This is a genomic window from Ruegeria sp. YTSA108 (genome assembly GCF_059610185.1).
Genome location: NZ_JBXWND010000008.1, coordinates 136,081 through 153,898 on the forward strand (window position 1 = coordinate 136,081; position 17,818 = coordinate 153,898).

21 protein-coding genes are annotated in these 17,818 nt (G+C 57.2%); all 21 read left to right on the forward strand.

Annotated features, from left to right (window positions below; all coding sequences use genetic code 11):
- The 21 genes from AC2FHW_RS12980 (at position 1) to AC2FHW_RS13080 (ending at position 17,818) form a co-directional block, all read left to right on the forward strand.
- Positions 1 to 132 (forward strand): hypothetical protein, encoded by a 132-nt coding sequence (locus AC2FHW_RS12980; RefSeq protein WP_281972810.1) that lies wholly within the window; start codon positions 1 to 3, stop codon positions 130 to 132.
- A complete protein-coding gene (locus AC2FHW_RS12985) occupies positions 132 to 1,355 on the forward strand; it encodes an NADH-quinone oxidoreductase subunit D (RefSeq protein WP_271950197.1) in 1,224 nt (407 codons plus the stop codon). Before AC2FHW_RS12980 ends, AC2FHW_RS12985 begins: the two co-directional genes overlap by 1 nt.
- Positions 1,352 to 1,804 carry a hypothetical protein gene (locus AC2FHW_RS12990; RefSeq protein WP_142634892.1) on the forward strand — a complete coding sequence of 151 codons (453 nt, stop codon included), beginning with the start codon at positions 1,352 to 1,354 and terminating at the stop codon, positions 1,802 to 1,804. Before AC2FHW_RS12985 ends, AC2FHW_RS12990 begins: the two co-directional genes overlap by 4 nt.
- Entirely contained in the window at positions 1,794 to 2,894 is a 1,101-nt protein-coding gene (gene nuoE, locus AC2FHW_RS12995) for an NADH-quinone oxidoreductase subunit NuoE (RefSeq protein WP_496822039.1), read from the forward strand. Before AC2FHW_RS12990 ends, nuoE begins: the two co-directional genes overlap by 11 nt.
- A gap of 32 nt (positions 2,895 to 2,926) precedes the next feature.
- Positions 2,927 to 3,148, forward strand: a complete 222-nt coding sequence (locus tag AC2FHW_RS13000) for a DUF5337 domain-containing protein (protein ID WP_142634889.1) — start codon at positions 2,927 to 2,929, stop codon at positions 3,146 to 3,148.
- A gap of 12 nt (positions 3,149 to 3,160) precedes the next feature.
- The gene (gene nuoF / locus AC2FHW_RS13005) at positions 3,161 to 4,459 is read left to right on the forward strand and encodes an NADH-quinone oxidoreductase subunit NuoF (protein WP_142635179.1); all 1,299 of its coding nucleotides are present in this window, start codon (positions 3,161 to 3,163) and stop codon (positions 4,457 to 4,459) included.
- A gap of 5 nt (positions 4,460 to 4,464) precedes the next feature.
- Complete coding sequence (locus tag AC2FHW_RS13010; protein WP_271950191.1) at positions 4,465 to 4,881, forward strand: MAPEG family protein; 417 nt, start codon at positions 4,465 to 4,467, stop codon at positions 4,879 to 4,881.
- Positions 4,881 to 5,264, forward strand: coding sequence for a hypothetical protein (locus tag AC2FHW_RS13015; RefSeq protein WP_142634885.1), 384 nt, complete (start codon positions 4,881 to 4,883; stop codon positions 5,262 to 5,264). The genes AC2FHW_RS13010 and AC2FHW_RS13015 overlap by 1 nt, the downstream gene beginning before the upstream one ends.
- Positions 5,265 to 5,362: 98 nt before the next feature.
- The gene (locus AC2FHW_RS13020) at positions 5,363 to 5,767 is read left to right on the forward strand and encodes a DUF5333 domain-containing protein (protein WP_271950189.1); all 405 of its coding nucleotides are present in this window, start codon (positions 5,363 to 5,365) and stop codon (positions 5,765 to 5,767) included.
- Positions 5,768 to 5,787: 20 nt separating this feature from the next.
- Positions 5,788 to 6,213 carry a DUF5333 family protein gene (locus AC2FHW_RS13025; protein ID WP_271950187.1) on the forward strand — a complete coding sequence of 142 codons (426 nt, stop codon included), beginning with the start codon at positions 5,788 to 5,790 and terminating at the stop codon, positions 6,211 to 6,213.
- Between the two features lie 8 nt (positions 6,214 to 6,221).
- A complete protein-coding gene (nuoG, locus tag AC2FHW_RS13030; protein ID WP_496822041.1) occupies positions 6,222 to 8,243 on the forward strand; it encodes an NADH-quinone oxidoreductase subunit NuoG in 2,022 nt (673 codons plus the stop codon).
- 204 nt (positions 8,244 to 8,447) lie between these two features.
- Positions 8,448 to 9,485 carry an NADH-quinone oxidoreductase subunit NuoH gene (nuoH, locus tag AC2FHW_RS13035; RefSeq protein ID WP_142634879.1) on the forward strand — a complete coding sequence of 346 codons (1,038 nt, stop codon included), beginning with the start codon at positions 8,448 to 8,450 and terminating at the stop codon, positions 9,483 to 9,485.
- Between the two features lies 1 nt (position 9,486).
- Positions 9,487 to 9,981, forward strand: a complete 495-nt coding sequence (nuoI, locus tag AC2FHW_RS13040) for an NADH-quinone oxidoreductase subunit NuoI (protein WP_037307839.1) — start codon at positions 9,487 to 9,489, stop codon at positions 9,979 to 9,981.
- A complete protein-coding gene (locus tag AC2FHW_RS13045; RefSeq protein WP_271950181.1) occupies positions 9,978 to 10,388 on the forward strand; it encodes a carboxymuconolactone decarboxylase family protein in 411 nt (136 codons plus the stop codon). The genes nuoI and AC2FHW_RS13045 overlap by 4 nt, the downstream gene beginning before the upstream one ends.
- Positions 10,385 to 10,987 carry an NADH-quinone oxidoreductase subunit J gene (locus AC2FHW_RS13050; protein WP_281972815.1) on the forward strand — a complete coding sequence of 201 codons (603 nt, stop codon included), beginning with the start codon at positions 10,385 to 10,387 and terminating at the stop codon, positions 10,985 to 10,987. The genes AC2FHW_RS13045 and AC2FHW_RS13050 overlap by 4 nt, the downstream gene beginning before the upstream one ends.
- The gene (locus tag AC2FHW_RS13055) at positions 10,984 to 11,571 is read left to right on the forward strand and encodes a hypothetical protein (protein WP_496702154.1); all 588 of its coding nucleotides are present in this window, start codon (positions 10,984 to 10,986) and stop codon (positions 11,569 to 11,571) included. The genes AC2FHW_RS13050 and AC2FHW_RS13055 overlap by 4 nt, the downstream gene beginning before the upstream one ends.
- Positions 11,568 to 11,873: an NADH-quinone oxidoreductase subunit NuoK gene (gene nuoK / locus AC2FHW_RS13060; RefSeq protein WP_050602759.1), complete on the forward strand. Its 306-nt coding sequence runs from the start codon at positions 11,568 to 11,570 to the stop codon at positions 11,871 to 11,873. Before AC2FHW_RS13055 ends, nuoK begins: the two co-directional genes overlap by 4 nt.
- A gap of 6 nt (positions 11,874 to 11,879) precedes the next feature.
- Complete coding sequence (gene nuoL / locus AC2FHW_RS13065; RefSeq protein ID WP_496813820.1) at positions 11,880 to 14,030, forward strand: NADH-quinone oxidoreductase subunit L; 2,151 nt, start codon at positions 11,880 to 11,882, stop codon at positions 14,028 to 14,030.
- A complete protein-coding gene (locus AC2FHW_RS13070; protein ID WP_271950170.1) occupies positions 14,030 to 15,574 on the forward strand; it encodes an NADH-quinone oxidoreductase subunit M in 1,545 nt (514 codons plus the stop codon). Before nuoL ends, AC2FHW_RS13070 begins: the two co-directional genes overlap by 1 nt.
- Positions 15,575 to 15,589: 15 nt before the next feature.
- Complete coding sequence (nuoN, locus tag AC2FHW_RS13075) at positions 15,590 to 17,032, forward strand: NADH-quinone oxidoreductase subunit NuoN (RefSeq protein ID WP_271950168.1); 1,443 nt, start codon at positions 15,590 to 15,592, stop codon at positions 17,030 to 17,032.
- 36 nt (positions 17,033 to 17,068) lie between these two features.
- Positions 17,069 to 17,818 carry a biotin--[acetyl-CoA-carboxylase] ligase gene (locus AC2FHW_RS13080; protein WP_271950167.1) on the forward strand — a complete coding sequence of 250 codons (750 nt, stop codon included), beginning with the start codon at positions 17,069 to 17,071 and terminating at the stop codon, positions 17,816 to 17,818.

Here is a 17,818-nt window from a genome sequence, read left to right on the forward strand (position 1 = left end):
ATGATGATGCTGGGGGAACTGATCGTGCTGGGTGCGCTGGGGGTCCTTCTGGCGGGGGCTGCAGCCAAGGCGGCCGAGGCCGAAAAGGTCCGGGTTCGGGCCGAAGCGAAAAAGAATAGGCGGGGGCGTTGATGGACGGCTCAAGATATGATGACGGCAGCACGGACGCGCTGAGCGGAGAACAGAAGATCCGCAATTTCAACATTAACTTTGGCCCGCAACACCCTGCGGCGCACGGGGTTTTGCGGCTTGTGCTTGAGCTGGATGGCGAGATTGTCGAACGTTGCGATCCGCATATCGGCCTGCTGCACCGTGGCACCGAAAAGCTGATGGAAAGCCGGACGTATCTGCAGAACCTGCCGTATTTCGATCGTCTCGACTACGTTGCGCCGATGAACCAGGAACATGCCTGGTGTCTGGCCATTGAAAAGCTGACCGGAGTTGAGGTGCCGCGCCGAGGTTCTTTGATCCGGGTGCTGTATTCCGAGATCGGGCGCATTCTGAACCACTTGCTGAACGTGACCACCCAGGCGATGGATGTGGGCGCGTTGACCCCGCCGCTCTGGGGCTTTGAAGAGCGCGAAAAGCTGATGGTGTTCTATGAACGCGCCTGTGGTGCCCGCCTGCACGCGGCCTATTTCCGCCCCGGCGGCGTACATCAGGACCTGCCGCCGGAACTGCTGGACGATATCGAGGCGTGGAGCCACGAATTCCCCACCATTCTCGACGATATTGACGGTCTGCTGACCGAGAACCGCATCTTCAAACAGCGCAACGCCGATATTGGCGTGGTGACCGAGGATGACATCCAGAAATACGGTTTCTCGGGTGTCATGGTACGCGGATCGGGGCTGGCCTGGGATTTGCGCCGCGCGCAGCCCTATGAATGCTATGACGAATTCGAGTTCCAGATTCCGGTCGGCAAGAACGGCGACTGCTATGACCGCTATCTCTGCCGCATGGAAGAGATGCGCCAGTCCTTGCTGATCATCCGTCAGGCCATCGCCAAAATCCGCGAATGCCCCGGAGATGTGCTGGCCCGCGGCAAGATCACCCCGCCGAAACGCTCGGATATGAAAACCTCGATGGAAAGCCTGATCCATCACTTCAAGCTGTATACCGAAGGCTTCCACGTGCCCGCGGGCGAGGTCTATGCCGCCGTCGAGGCCCCGAAGGGTGAGTTCGGCGTCTATCTGGTCGCCGATGGCACCAACAAGCCTTACAGGGCCAAACTGCGCGCGCCGGGCTTCCTGCACCTGCAAGCCATGGATCACATCGCCGGAGGCCACCAACTGGCCGACGTCGCCGCGATTATTGGGACCATGGATGTCGTGTTCGGGGAGATTGACCGGTGAAGAAAGCGCATCTTGTTGGATCAGGAGCATTAGTTGTCGTGCTTGCATTCGCGATGCCAGTTCTTCGTGGTCCGACTGAGCACTTTGAACGTTCAATGATTTGTAACTTCAAAAAAGACGCATTGGCCGAACCTAACGCCCGAAGCGGTTGGGGCAATTCCGACTGCTATATAAAAGAGCAGGTGGACAACTGGTACTACATCGTTGGGGAGTATGGCTGGTCTTTAGGTTCCACTAATCATTCAGAAGCGATAGATGCACCGACTTTGCTCGTCAAAATTCGATCGGGGGAAACATCGATGAGCCGAGAATATGCGAATTTCTGCGAAGGAATTTTCATTTCGACACTGAACAACAACCGAGCTGAATTAGTTGGTATCATGGAAATCGATACTGCTGGTGGATTCTCGCTCTCCTGTCCTGCGGAGGAATCGTCGAATGCTGCGTAGGCTTCACCCCGAACAACCCGAGAACTTCACCTTCACTGCTGCCAACCGGCAATGGGCCGAAGCGCAGATCACCAAATACCCCGAAGGCCGTCAGGCCAGCGCGGTGATCCCTCTGCTGTGGCGCGCGCAAGAACAAGAGGGCTGGCTGAGCCGTCCGGCGATTGAATCCGTCGCTGACATGCTGGGCATGGCCTATATCCGCGTGCTCGAAGTCGCCTCGTTCTATTTCATGTTCCAGCTGCAGCCGGTTGGCTCGGTGGCGCATATTCAGGTGTGCGGGACCACGTCCTGCATGATCTGCGGGGCCGAGGATTTAATTGCGGTCTGCAAGGACAAGATCGCCGCCAAGCCGCATGCTTTGTCCGCCGATGGCAAGCTCAGCTGGGAAGAGGTCGAATGCCTGGGCTCTTGCACCAACGCGCCGATGGCGCAGATCGGCAAGGACTATTACGAAGACCTGACCGCCGAGGGTTTTGGCAAGATCATCGACGATCTGGCCGCTGGCAAGGTGCCGACGCCGGGCCCTCAGAACGGGCGCTATGCGGCAGAGCCTCTGAAGGGGCTGACCAGCCTGTCCGAATATGACAGCGGCCGAACCCAGTATAATGCCAGCGTTCAGTTGGCGACTGATCTGGGGGATACCGTCAAACGCATCGACGGGACCGAGGTTCCGATCCTTACGCCATGGCTGGGCAAGGATGGCAAGGCAGCGGCGACAAAGGCTGCTCCGAAACCTCCCAAGGCCCCCGCACCTGCCAAACCTGCGGTGAAACAAGCGGCTGAAGCGAAGGCGGTCAAAGAAGACCAGCCCGATACGCTTTCGGGTGCGCGGGACGGCAAGTCGGACGATCTGAAGCTGCTTAAAGGTGTCGGGCCTAAGCTTGAGAAGACGCTGAACGAGCTGGGCTTCTATCATTATGATCAGATCGCCAAATGGACGCCTGAGCAGGTTGCCTGGGTTGATGCGCGGCTGAAGTTCAAAGGCCGGATCGAGAGAGACGGCTGGATTGATCAGGCCACCAAGCTGGCGGCGGGTGAAGAAACCGAGTTCGCCAAGCGGGCCAAGGACGACGGTACATACGAAGACTAGGATGTGTGCCCGCTCTGGGCATTTAGGACAAGATGGACAAGGACAAGGAACAGGCCATGGCCCGCAAGGGTCGACATATCGGAGTGGTCATCGCCGTGACCATGCTGGTCTGGCTTGCCATGACCATGTTCATTGGCCCTGCGATGGAACTGCCGGGACGCTATGCGCTGCTGTTTGATTTTGCCGCGCTGGCCGGGTTCATCTATGCGGGCGTCAACATTTTTCAACTCTGGCGCATGCGTCAGGACAGCTGAAGGTAACACATGATGCTGAAGGATCAGGACAGGATCTTTACCAACATCTACGGGATGCATGAGCGTACATTGCGCGGTGCACAGGCCCGGGGGCATTGGGACGGCACCGCTGGCCTGATCGGCAACGGGCGCGACTGGATCATCCAGACGATGAAGGATTCAGGGCTGCGCGGCCGGGGCGGTGCGGGTTTTCCAACCGGTCTGAAGTGGTCCTTCATGCCCAAGGAAAGTGACGGTCGCCCGTCCTATCTGGTGGTGAACGCGGATGAATCCGAGCCTGGCACCTGCAAAGACCGTGAAATCATGCGCCACGATCCGCATACGCTGATCGAAGGCTGCCTGATAGCCTCTTTCGCGATGAATGCGCATACTTGCTATATCTACCTGCGCGGTGAATACATCCGCGAGCGTGAGGCGCTGCAGGCCGCGATTGACGAAGCCTATGACGCCGGTTTGTTGGGCAAGAATGCCGCTGGGTCAGGCTGGGATTTCGACTTGTTTCTGCATCACGGGGCGGGCGCCTATATCTGTGGTGAAGAAACTGCCCTGATCGAAAGCCTTGAGGGCAAAAAGGGCATGCCGCGGATGAAGCCACCGTTCCCGGCGGGCGCAGGTCTGTATGGGTGCCCGACCACGGTGAACAATGTGGAATCCATTGCGGTAGTGCCGACGATCTTGCGTCGCGGGGCCGACTGGTTCGCAGGCTTTGGCCGTCAGAACAATGCAGGCACCAAGCTGTTTGCGATCTCGGGCCATGTGAACAACCCTTGTGTGGTCGAAGAGGCGATGTCGATCCCGTTTGAACAGCTGATCGAAACCCATTGCGGCGGCATTCGCGGCGGCTGGGACAATTTGCTGGCGGTTATTCCGGGTGGTTCGTCGGTGCCCTGTGTGCGCGGTGAGAATATGCGCGACGCGATCATGGACTTTGACCACCTGCGCAACGATCTGGGCTCGGGCCTGGGTACGGCTGCCGTGATCGTGATGGATAAATCCACCGATATAATCAAAGCGATCTGGCGATTGTCGAAGTTTTACAAACATGAAAGCTGCGGTCAGTGCACGCCGTGTCGCGAAGGCACCGGATGGATGATGCGCGTCATGGACCGCCTTGTGCGCGGTGAGGCCGAGTTGGAAGAGATCGACATGCTGTTTGACGTAACCAAACAGGTGGAAGGCCACACGATCTGTGCCCTCGGTGATGCGGCAGCTTGGCCAATCCAGGGCCTGATCCGCAATTTCCGGGAAGAAATCGAAGACCGCATCAAGGCCCAGAAATCGGGCCGCACGGGTGCGATGGCAGCGGAGTGATTCAAATGGAAGTATTCTTGGACTATGGCCATGCACTTGCATCGGTGATGATCTTCACCCTAGTCGTCCTGTTCCTAGCCCCATTTTCGGCAATGGCCAAACAGGGTAAGGGGCTGGCGCCAGGCGCCACGCCCGAGCAAGATTATTCAGACAGGGCTTATCGCCTGAACCGTGCCTATCTGAACGGCACTGAAACGCTTCCTGCTTTTGCGGCGGTGACGATCGCGGCAATTTTGGTGGGGGTCAGCCCGTTTTGGGTAAACTTGCTCGCCTCGGTGGCACTGGTTTCGCGTCTGGCAATGCTGTTTGTTCATCTGCGTGGACTGGGTAAACCGAACTCTGGCTTGCGTTCGGTTCTTTACGTGGTTGCCTGGCTTTGCATGTTCGTGATGGGGATCATGGCATTGGTGGCGGCGTTTTAATGATTGAACGAACTGTTGATCTTGTGACCAGAACCAAGAATGTTTCCCTCATCGGCGCAGTTTTACTGCTGGTGGCGGTTTCGGCCTGCGGGCTGATTAAGCCTTCGGAAGATCGTATTCTATTCGATGGCAAGTCGTTCAGAGCCAAAGCAAAGCACATCAACAAAAAAGCGTCTCCTTCGGATTTCACCGTTGTGATCAAAGGAGTATCTGCCTCATTGGATGGTGCACGCGAGGCCGGCCGTTATGAGGGCACCAAGTTTTGCATCGCGAATTTCGGATCCTCCAGGATCGACTGGAAGGTCGGGCCGGATACCGAACCACAAAACCTTCAGATCAACGATGACAGACTAACCTTTGCCGGGAGCTGCCGCCGTCCATGAAGCGGGTTTTTGCATATCACGCCGTGACAGGCCCATTGCTATTGCATAGCAATGCTGGCCTCCGTCGTCTTGGTCTTTCCAAGACGAAAGGATTTGTCATGTCTGGTATCAAAATGCTTGCCGTTGCAACGGCGCTGACACTGCCCGCGGTTGCTTTGGCTAAACCTCCCTTGCGCGAAGTCAAAGAGATCGACAACGAACTCTATTACATCGCAATCGCGAACGAAATTTCGGAATACTGCCCCTCCATCAGCGGACGGCGTATGAAGGCGATTGGTGTGATGTGGGGCTTGCGGTCGAAGGCGAACCAGTTGGGCTATTCCGACAGTGAAATCCGCTCCTATGTCGATTCGGATGCAGAAAAAGACCGGATGCGCGCCAAGGGCGAGGCCTATCTGGCCCAAAATGGCGTGTCGTATGACCGGCCGAATTCCTTCTGTACGCTTGGTCGTGCGGAAATTGAAAGAAACAGCGCCATCGGCGTGTATTTGAGGGCGAATTGAGTATGGGTTTCAGAGCTTTGATGACGGGCTTTGCTGGTGTTTTGCTTTTGGTCTTAGCTGGATGCGAGTCAACATCCAGCCAAGCTTTGGACGCTGACACATCTCGCGCTCAGTTTCGTACACAGGTTCCGCAGAGCCTCTATGATGTGGCCTTTGCCAACGCTATGGCAGAGCAGATTGCAGGCGGTTGTCCGAATTTGTCGCTCAATCGATCGCAGATCAGGCAAAGCATGAAAACGGTAGCTGACGACCTAGAAGCCAAGGGGTATCGGGAAAGTGATTTTGTCTATCTCGAAAGAAATTTGCCGCGGAAGCGGATACAGGACGACGCTATTCGTTATATCCAAGGAAACGGCATCGTGATTGGCGTTCCAGATACGATGTGCTCGGCAGGGCGAAGCGAAATCGCCAAAAAATCTGCTATCGGCACATTCCTGAAAGGGTAGTTTAAATCATGTCTGACCTCCGCAAAGTTAACATCGACGGACAGGAAATCGAAGTCGATGGTGCGATGACCCTGATTCAGGCCTGCGAACAGGCCGGGGTCGAAGTGCCGCGCTTTTGCTATCACGAGCGTCTGTCGATTGCCGGGAACTGCCGGATGTGTCTGGTCGAAGTTGTTGGGGGGCCGCCCAAACCTGCGGCCTCTTGTGCCATGCAGGTGCGCGATCTTCGTCCAGGGCCGGAAGGGCAGGCACCGGTGGTCAAAACCAACTCGCCCATGGTCAAGAAGGCCCGCGAAGGAGTGATGGAGTTCTTGCTGATCAACCATCCACTGGATTGCCCGATCTGCGATCAGGGTGGCGAGTGCGATCTGCAGGATCAGGCGATGGCTTATGGGATGTCGGGCACGCGGTTTAAGGAAGCCAAGCGCGCGGTCGATGATCTGGATCTGGGTCCGCTGGTTGGTACCGCGATGACCCGCTGCATCAGTTGCACCCGCTGCGTGCGCTTTACAACCGAAGTGGCCGGGATCACTCAGATGGGTCAAACCGGACGGGGCGAAGACGCCGAGATCACGTCATATCTGAACCAGACGCTGGATTCGAATCTGCAAGGTAATATCATCGACTTGTGCCCCGTCGGGGCGCTGACCTCGAAACCCTATGCTTTTACCGCGCGCCCTTGGGAACTGACCAAGACCGAAAGCATCGACGTGATGGATGCATTGGGTTCGAACATTCGTGTGGATACCAAAGGGCGCGAAGTCATGCGCTTTTTGCCGCGCAATCATGATGGCGTGAACGAAGAATGGATCAGCGATAAGACGCGGTTTGTGTGGGACGGCCTGCGTCGTCAGCGGCTGGACAAGCCATACTTGCGTGAAAACGGTAAGCTGCGCCCGGCGACTTGGCCCGAGGCGTTGACCAAAGCGGCCGAGGCGTTGAAAGGGGCTGAAAAGCCCGCCGGTATCGTGGGCGACTTGGCCCCGGTCGAGGCTACGTTTGCTCTGAAGCAGATGATTGAAGGGCAGGGCGGGGTTGTCGAATGCCGTACCGATGGCGCCAAGTTGCCAACGGGCAACCGCGCGGCCTATGCCGGGACCGCTGCGATCGAAGATATCGACAGCGCCGAGCGCATTCTGCTGATCGGAACCAACCCGCGTGATGAGGCGCCGGTGCTGAACGCGCGCATTCGCAAAGCCTGGGCGCATGGGGCCGAGATTGCTGTGGTCGGCCCAGCAGTCGATCTGACCTATGATTACCACCATGTCGGCGATGATCGTGCGGCATTTCAGCAGGTGGTGGATATGGGCGGAGATGATGAGGTCAAGGGCAAACGCTCGTTGGTCATCATTGGTCAGGGTGCATTGCAGGAAGCGGATGGCGCTGCGGTTTTGGCCGCTGCGCAAACCATTGCGGCGAATACCGAAAGCGGTTTGATTGTCCTGCACACAGCCGCCTCACGTGTTGGTTCTATGGATGTCGATGCCACCAACGAAGGTGGCATGGATACAATCAGCGCGGCGGATGTGATCTATAATCTCGGTGCCGATGAAGTTGAAATCGGCGACGGCGCCTTTGTCATCTATCAGGGCAGCCATGGCGATCGAGGTGCACACCGCGCCGACGTGATCCTGCCGGGCGCAGCCTATACCGAGGAAAACGGCTTGTTCGTGAACACCGAAGGCCGCCCGCAACTGGCGATGCGTGCCGGGTTTGCACCAGGTGAGGCGAAGGAAAACTGGGCGATCCTGCGCGCTTTGTCTGCCGAACTGGGTGCAACGCTGCCTTATGACTCGCTGGCGCAACTGCGCACCGCGCTGATCGAGGCGGTGCCGCATCTGGCCAGTATCGACGAGGTGATCGAAAACGAGGTTCAGGCGCTGAAGCTCGGCCCTCTGGGCAAGGCGAGCTTCCGTCACACCGTCAAGGACTTCTACCTGAGCAACCCGATTGCACGGGCCTCGCAGTTGATGGCTGAGCTATCGGCGCAGACGCAGGCACGCAAAGGCGAAAAGATCGCGGCGGAATGAACCGAAACTCTGTCATATCGCATTTCGACCCTGTGCTCGTCGGACAGGGGCTCGCCCCTGTTTTGCCTATGAAACGGAATAAAAAGGGTGGCGTAGAGGCTGCAGATGCTGTTTACACCAACGCGCCGACCCAGACGCACTTTGCGCAGGCACATGGCCTTAGCATTTCGTGCGGAAAACGGAATACCCACGGTGTGAGGACCAATGGCTGAATTCTTTAACACCCCAGGCGGAATAGCCCTCATCATTCTGGCACAAGTGCTTGCCGTTGTGGCCTTTGTGATGATTTCGCTGTTGTTCCTTGTCTATGGAGACCGCAAGATCTGGGCGGCGGTTCAGATGCGCCGTGGCCCCAATGTGGTGGGCGTCTATGGCCTGCTGCAATCGGTGGCCGACGCGCTGAAATATGTGGTTAAAGAGGTGGTTATCCCAGCGGGTGCAGACCGCACCGTCTTTATCCTCGCGCCGTTGACCTCATTTGTTCTGGCGATGATCGCCTGGGCCGTGATTCCGTTCAACGACGGCTGGGTGCTGTCGGATATAAATGTCGCCATCCTGTATGTCTTCGCCGTGTCCTCGTTGGAGGTTTATGGCGTGATCATGGGGGGGTGGGCGTCGAACTCAAAGTACCCTTTCCTTGGCTCATTGCGCTCTGCCGCTCAGATGATTTCCTACGAGGTCTCGATTGGTCTGATCATCATCGGTGTGATCCTGTCGACCGGGTCGATGAACTTCGGTGACATCGTGCATGCGCAAGACGGGCGCTTTGGGTTCTTCAGCTGGTACTGGTTGCCGCATTTCCCTATGGTCTTCCTGTTCTTTATCTCGGCGCTGGCCGAAACCAACCGCCCACCGTTTGACCTGCCAGAGGCGGAATCCGAACTGGTAGCGGGCTATCAGGTCGAATACTCGGCCACGCCTTTCCTGTTGTTCATGGCTGGTGAATATATCGCCATTTTCCTGATGTGCGCGCTGACCACGCTGCTGTTTTTCGGCGGCTGGCTGTCCCCGATCCCGGGCCTGCCCGACGGCGTGTTGTGGATGGTCGCGAAGATGGCGTTCTTCTTCTTCCTCTTCGCAATGGTCAAGGCGATCACGCCGCGCTACCGCTATGACCAGCTGATGCGGCTGGGTTGGAAAGTGTTCCTGCCCTTCTCGCTGGCTTGGGTAGTCTTCGTGGCCTTTGCGGCGAAATTCGACTGGTTCTGGGGTGCATTCGCCCGCTGGAGCGTAGGAGGCTGACATGACCCAAATCGACTACACCCGCGCCGCCAAGTACTTCCTGCTACAGGACTTCTGGGTCGGCATGAAGCTGGGACTGAAGTACTTCTTCGCACCGAAGGCCACCCTGAACTACCCGCATGAAAAGGGTCCTCTGTCTCCGCGTTTTCGCGGTGAACACGCCCTGCGTCGCTATCCCAACGGTGAAGAACGCTGTATTGCCTGCAAACTCTGCGAGGCGATCTGCCCTGCACAGGCCATTACAATCGACGCCGAACCGCGCGAAGATGGCAGCCGCCGTACCACGCGCTATGACATCGACATGACCAAGTGCATCTATTGCGGTTTCTGCCAAGAGGCCTGCCCGGTCGATGCCATCGTCGAAGGTCCTAATTTCGAATTCGCCACGGAAACCCGCGAAGAGTTGTTCTACGACAAGGAAAAACTGCTCGACAACGGCGAGCGCTGGGAAGCCGAGATCGCCCGCAATCTGGAAATGGACGCGCCGTACCGATGACTGACGCCCCGACAAATCCGTTTGAGCTGATGATGAAGCAGGCGCAGGACATGGCCAAGGCGATGAACCCTGCGATGGAGAGCTTCTCGCCCAAAGGGTTCGAAACTCTATGGCCGACCATGCCAAAAGAAGTCATGGAGATGATGTTCGGCAACACCGTCAACAAGGACGGGTTGGATGCCAAGACCCGCCTGTTGCTGACACTGGCCGGGCTGACCTGTCAGGGCGCGCAAGCGGATGCGGCGGTGCGTCAGACCGTGCGCCACGCTGTGGAAGCCGGTGCCAAGAAACAAGAGATCGTGGAAACGATCGGTCAGATGTCGGTCTTTGCCGGCATCCCGGCCATGACCCGCGCGCTGGATCTGGCGCAAGAGGTCATGGGCGATAACGAGGATGAGGATCAATGACCGTCTTTGCCTTCTATCTGTTCGCCATCAGCGCCATCACCGGCGGGCTGTTCACGGTGATCAGCCGCCAGCCGGTGCATTCCGTGCTGTGGTTGATCCTGTCCTTCCTGTCCGCGGCAGGATTGTTTGTGCTGCTGGGGGCTGAGTTCGTGGCGATGCTGCTGATCATCGTCTATGTCGGGGCGGTCGCGGTTTTGTTCCTGTTCGTCGTGATGATGCTGGACGTGGATTTTGCTGAGCTCAAGGCCGAGATGGCACGCTATATGCCGCTGGCCCTGCTGATCGGTCTGGTTATCCTGATGCAGTTTGTCATGGCCTTTGGGGCTTGGGACAGCGCGCAGGGTGCTTCCGCCAATCTGGCACAGCCGGTTCCAGTGGATCGTCACAATACCGAGGCACTGGGTGTCATCCTTTACGACCAATACTTCCTTCTTTTCCAACTGGCGGGCCTGATCCTGCTGGTGGCCATGATCGGTGCCATCGTGCTGACGCTGCGCCACCGTCAGGACATCAAGCGTCAGGACATCATCGGCCAGATGATGCGCGACCCGGCCAAGGCGATGGAGTTGAAGGACGTGAAACCGGGGCAGGGGTTGTGAACCGCGCTTTGCAAATAGTCGCAGCGCTAGCGCCAATGCTGTGGTCGGTGGGTCCAGCTTTGGCGGAGGATTGCAACGTTATTGTTTGTGAAATGGCCTCCAAACCTTTTTGGCATGTCGATAAGAGGATTCGTGTTTCGACAGACTGTTCGTTCAAGAACGCTGGTGATGAATGGGGACACTTCTTGGAGGCTAGCTCTGCTGTCGACATAGGAGGCGGTCGGGTTGGTCAGCGTTGGATATCAAGCGGTTGTGGTACTTACGAAAGTGTAGTCATTACCGACTGTAATTCGAAAGAGGTCGTCGAAGTCAGTGGAGTATGTCCGGCAAACAAAAACAATCACCCTGGCATCGATCTTAAAGGAAAATCGACGTCGGCAGATTTGTTGTTTCCTCCATACGGAAATCTAAAATTGACCTCCAAGTCTACGATTCCTGAAATCCAAGAATTGGCAAACAAAAACGGATACGGGATTTCGACCAACCGGCTGGAGCTAATAGGTAGCATGAAAAAGCGAAATCAGATGGACGCTTTTTGCGGCTGCAAACTCTACTACCCCGACTCGCCAGGAGCGAAGCTATGATCGGACTTGAACACTATCTTACGGTCGCGGCGACGCTGTTCGTCATCGGCATCTTCGGTCTCTTCCTGAACCGCAAGAACGTCATCATCCTGCTGATGAGCATCGAACTGATGCTGCTAGCGGTGAATATCAACCTTGTGGCGTTTTCCAGCTTCCTGGGCGATCTGGTCGGGCAGGTGTTTACGCTGTTCGTGTTGACCGTGGCGGCGGCCGAGGCGGCGATCGGACTGGCCATTCTGGTCTGTTTCTTCCGCAACCGCGGCTCGATCGCGGTTGAAGACGTCAATATGATGAAGGGGTAAGGGCACATGGAAACCACCATCCTCTTTGCCCCGCTGGTGGGCGCGCTGCTCTGCGGGTTCGGCTGGAAATTCATTGGCGAGAAAGCCGCCATGTGGACCGCCACGGGTCTGTTGTTTCTGGCCTGTCTGTTGTCGTGGATCGTCTTCCTGACGTTCGACGGCCACACCCAGCAGATCGAGATCATGCGCTGGATCGAGAGCGGATCATTGTCGACAAGCTGGGCCATTCGTCTGGACCGGCTGACCGCGATTATGTTGATCGTGGTGACGACCGTCTCGGCGCTGGTGCACCTGTATTCCTTTGGCTACATGGATCACGATCCGCAATGGCGCGAAGGCGAAAGCTATAAGCCACGCTTCTTTGCCTATCTGTCCTTCTTTACCTTTGCCATGCTAATGCTGGTGACCGCGGATAATCTGGTGCAGATGTTCTTTGGCTGGGAAGGTGTGGGCGTCGCGTCTTATCTGCTGATCGGGTTCTATTACCGCAAGCCAAGCGCCAATGCGGCGGCGATGAAGGCGTTTATCGTCAACCGGGTTGGGGACTTTGGCTTTGCGCTTGGCATCTTTGCGCTATTCCTGCTGACCGACAGCATCAATTTCTCGGACATCTTCGCCTCTGCCCCGGCATTGGCCGAAGAGAAGCTGCACTTCCTGTGGGGTGAATGGACCGCGATCGAGGTGATCTGCGTTCTGCTGTTCATCGGTGCGATGGGCAAATCGGCACAGTTGTTCCTGCACACCTGGTTGCCGGATGCGATGGAAGGTCCGACGCCTGTATCAGCCCTGATCCACGCCGCGACCATGGTGACTGCGGGTGTATTCCTGATCTGCCGCATGTCTCCGCTGATGGAGTTCGCGCCGGGGGCGACCGGGTTCATCACCTTCCTTGGTGCGTCGACGGCGTTCTTTGCCGCGACCGTGGGTTTGGTGCAGACCGATATCAAACGCGTTATCGCCTATTCGACCTGCTCGCAGCTGGGTTACATGTTCGTTGCCGCGGGCGTTGGTATGTACTCGGCTGCCATGTTCCACCTGTTGACGCACGCGTTCTTCAAGGCGCTGCTGTTCCTTGGCGCTGGTTCCGTGATCCACGCGATGCATCACGAGCAAGAGATGACGGAATATGGCGGGTTGCGGAAGAAAATCCCCTATACGTTTTGGGCGATGATGATCGGTACGCTGGCTATTACTGGGGTTGGCATTCCTCTGACCACATTTGGCTTTGCCGGGTTCCTGTCGAAAGACGCGATCATCGAAAGCGCCTTTGCGGGCGGTACGGGCTATGCGTTCTGGATGCTGGTGATTGCGGCGGTATTTACGTCATTCTACAGCTGGCGTCTGATTTTCCTGACCTTCTATGGCGAGCCGCGCGGGGACAAACACACGCACGACCATGCGCATGAAAGCCCGTTGGTCATGCTGGTTCCGCTGGGCGTTCTGTCGCTGGGTGCGGTTTTCGCCGGGATGATCTGGTATGGCAACTTTTTTGGCCACACCGACAAGGTCGGCCAGTTCTATGGCATTCCGGTTGCAGAGGCTTCGGTGGATGGCCACGCGGCAGAGGGCGCGCATGGGGACGATACCCATGCCGAAGATGATCACGGCGACGATACGCATGCGGATGCCGGTCACGCGGAGGACAGCCATGGTGTGAAGGACGCGCAGGGCGGCGATCACCATTATGCCTTTGTTGGGACGCCCGGAGAAGGCGCGCTCTACATCGCACCGGACAATCATGTGCTGGACGATGCGCATGCTGTTCCGAAATGGGTCAAGGTCTCACCCTTCGTTGCGATGCTGCTTGGTTTCATCGTGGCCTATTGGTTCTATATCGTGAATACGACGTTGCCCGCGCGCTTGGCAGCAAACCAGCGTCCGCTTTATCTGTTCCTGCTGAACAAATGGTACTTTGATGAGATCTATGACGCGATCTTCGTCAAACCTGCCTTGGCACTTGGGCGGTTCCTGTGGAAACGCGGAGACGGCAACACGATTGACGGTTTCCTGAACGGGGTAGCGATGGGCATAGTGCCATTCTTCACCCGCCTCGCAGGCAAGGCGCAGACTGGTTACATATTTACCTATGCCTTCTGGATGGTCCTGGGAATTGCTGCCCTGGTCACCTGGATGTCGATCGGCGGAGGCGCACACTAATGGACAATATCCTCTCGATCGTCACCTTCATCCCCGCAGCGGCGGCCGCCATACTGGCGCTGTTTCTGCAGGGCGACGACGCAGCCGCGCAACGCAATGCCAAATGGGTGGCCATGGTTGCGACGACGGTGACCTTCCTGGTCTCGATTGGCATCTATACTGGCTTTGATCCTGAAAACACCGGCTTCCAGATGGTGGAAGAGGGCCAGTGGCTGATGGGTCTGAAATACAAGATGGGTGTGGATGGCATCAGCGTCCTGTTCGTGTTGCTGACCACTTTCATTATGCCGCTGACAATTCTGGCCAGCTGGAATGTGACAGACCGCGTCAAGGAATACATGATTGCTTTCCTGCTGCTGGAAACGCTGATGCTTGGCGTGTTCATGGCGCTGGACCTGGTGCTGTTCTACCTGTTCTTCGAAGCGGGTCTGATCCCGATGTTCCTGATCATCGGCATCTGGGGTGGTAAAGAGCGCATCTATGCCAGCTTCAAGTTCTTCCTCTACACGTTCCTTGGCTCTGTGCTGATGCTGGTGGCTATGGTTGCGATGTATGCGGATGCAGGCACGACGGATATCGAAGCGCTGATGGCGCATCATTTCTCGTCCGACAGCTTTACCGTTCTGGGCATCCATATCGTAGGCGGTATGCAGACGCTGATGTTCCTGGCGTTCTTTGCCTCATTTGCGGTGAAGATGCCGATGTGGCCGGTCCACACCTGGCTGCCGGATGCACACGTGCAGGCGCCGACCGCAGGGTCGGTCGTGCTGGCGGCGATCCTGTTGAAGATGGGTGGCTATGGCTTCCTGCGGTTCAGCCTGCCGATGTTCCCGGTGGGGTCGGCGGTGATGACAGATCTGGTGCTGTGGATGTCGGCCATCGCTGTGGTTTACACATCGCTGGTTGCTCTGGTGCAGGAGGACATGAAAAAGCTGATTGCTTATTCCTCGGTCGCGCATATGGGCTTTGTCACCATGGGCATCTTTGCGGCAAACCAGCAGGGTGTCGACGGAGCCATCTTCCAGATGCTCAGCCACGGGTTCATCTCGGCGGCGCTCTTCCTGTGTGTCGGCGTGATCTATGACCGGATGCACACCCGCGATATCGAGGCCTATGGCGGTCTGGTAATCCGGATGCCGGCCTACGCGCTGGTCTTCATGCTGTTCACCATGGCCAATGTTGGCCTGCCGGGCACCAGTGGGTTCATCGGAGAGTTCCTGACCCTGATGGGCGCATTCCAGGTCAATACCTGGGTGACTGCTGTGGCCGCGACTGGTGTTATCTTCTCGGCGGGATATGCTTTGTGGCTGTATCGTCGGGTTGTATTTGGGGATCTTATCAAAGAAAGCCTCAAGGCGATGACTGATATGAGCTCGCGCGAGCGGTTGATATTTGCCCCCCTGATCGTCATGACGATCCTGCTGGGTGTGTATCCATCGCTGGTAACAGATGTGATTGGCAACTCGACTGCCGCGCTGATTTCGAACTATGATACGGCTCTGGCCGCGGCTGAGACCGCGACCCAGACAGCCGCCTCGCATTAAGGAGGCTTTGGAGACATGATCCAGGCTGATCTGACAATTATCCTGCCAGAGATCGTTTTGGCACTATATGCGATGGCGGCATTGCTTGCGGCTGTTTACACCACCAAGGACGGGCTTGCGCCGACATTGGTCTGGGTGACAGCAGGGCTGATGGCGCTGCTGGCGTTCTGGATCGCAACAAATGGCGACGGAACAAACATCGCGTTTAACGGCATGTTTGTTGATGACGGGTTCTCGCGCTTTGCCAAAGTGGCGATCCTGCTATCTGCCGCAGCCGTTTTGATGATGAGCCAGGACTATATGACCCGCCGCGGGTTGTTGCGTTTCGAATACCCTTTGCTGGTGGCGCTTGCCGCTGTCGGCATGATGATGATGGTCAGCGCGGGTGACCTGATGTCTCTGTATATGGGTCTCGAGCTGCAATCGCTGGCACTCTACGTTGTGGCTGCGCTGCGTCGTGACAGCGCCAAATCCACCGAGGCTGGCCTGAAATATTTCGTTCTGGGCGCGCTTAGCTCGGGTTTGCTGCTGTATGGGGCTTCGCTTGTCTACGGCTTTACGGGTACCACGCTGTTCTCGGGCATCATTCAAACAGTTCACCACGGCGATGTGACCCTTGGGTTGCTGTTCGGGATGATCTTCCTGATCTCGGGGCTTGCGTTCAAGGTATCGGCCGTTCCGTTCCACATGTGGACACCCGATGTCTATGAAGGATCGCCCACACCAGTCACTGCCTTCTTCGCCACGGCGCCCAAAGTGGCCGCCATGGCCCTGTTTGCGCGCGTGTTGCACGACGCATTTGGAGGTGTCGTAAAGGACTGGCAGCAGGTGATCGTACTCTTGTCTGTTCTGTCTATGCTGCTGGGGGCCGTGGCTGCCATCGGACAACGCGACATTAAACGGCTGATGGCGTTTTCGTCGATTGCCCATATGGGGTATGCGCTGATCGGACTGGCGGCTGGGACCGAGCTGGGTATCAAGGCGATGCTGATGTATCTGGCGATTTACGTGACCATGAATGTCGGAACTTTCGCCTTTATCCTGATGATGGAACGGGACGGTAAACCTGTTACCGACATTGACGCCTTGCGCCAGTATTCCAAACGCGATCCGGGTAAGGCTCTGGCCGTGCTGATCCTGATGTTCAGCCTTGCCGGTGTTCCACCGATGCTTGGGTTCTTTGCGAAATTCGGCGTCTGGCAAGCGGGTATTGAGGCTGGCCTGACCGGTCTGGTTATCATGTCTGCCATCGCCTCGGTGATCGGTGCATTCTATTACCTACGGATCGTATACTATATGTATTTCGGTGCCGAGAATGACGACCCGATCGACGCAAATTCGTCTCCGGTTCTGTGGGTTGCTCTGATGGGGTCAGCTGCATTGATGTTGGTTGGCGTATTCTATCAGTTTGGGATTGAGGGCGCAGCGGCAGCTGCAGCGGCGACGCTTGTTAACTGATTTCGACCATTGCCCGCGGCCTAATGTTCTTGTGACATGAGCGATTGGCCGGATGGATATGGCCTGCATGTATTGCAAGAGGTCGATAGCACTCTGAACGAAGCCGCCCGGATCGCGCCGATGGCTCAGGGTCCGGTCTGGATCCTAGCGCACAGCCAGACACAGGCGCGCGGTCGGCGCGGACGGGTCTGGACCAACCCCGAGGGAAATCTTGCCGCAACGCTGCTGATGCGGCCCGCAGGACGCCCGGAACAGGCCGCTCTGCGCAGTTTTGTCGCCGCCTTGGCCCTGTTTGATGCATGTGTGGCGGTTACCGGGCGCATATCGGGTTTGTCGCTAAAATGGCCCAATGATGTGTTGCTGAACGGTGGCAAGCTTGCGGGGATACTGCTGGAAAGTACCGGGCAGGGGCGGGACGTCTCGCATTTGGCAATCGGCATCGGCGTCAATCTCGCGCAGGCACCGACTGCAGATAAAGTCGAACCAGGTGCGCTAAGGCCGGTTTCGCTGTTGTCCGAGACAGGGGCAGATGTCACCACCGAAGATTTTTTGACCGAGCTTGCATCGGCCTATGCGCGTTTTGAGGCCCAGTTTGTAACCTACGGGTTCGAACCCATCCGCTCTGCTTGGTTGTCCCGCGCAGCTAAGCTGGGTGAGGTCATCACCGCGCGTACTGTCACCACTGAGACCGTCGGGACCTTCGAAACGGTGGACGCACGGGGTAACCTTGTCCTAAACACCGCGAAGGGCCGCGTCAGCATACCTGCGGCAGACGTATTTTTCTGA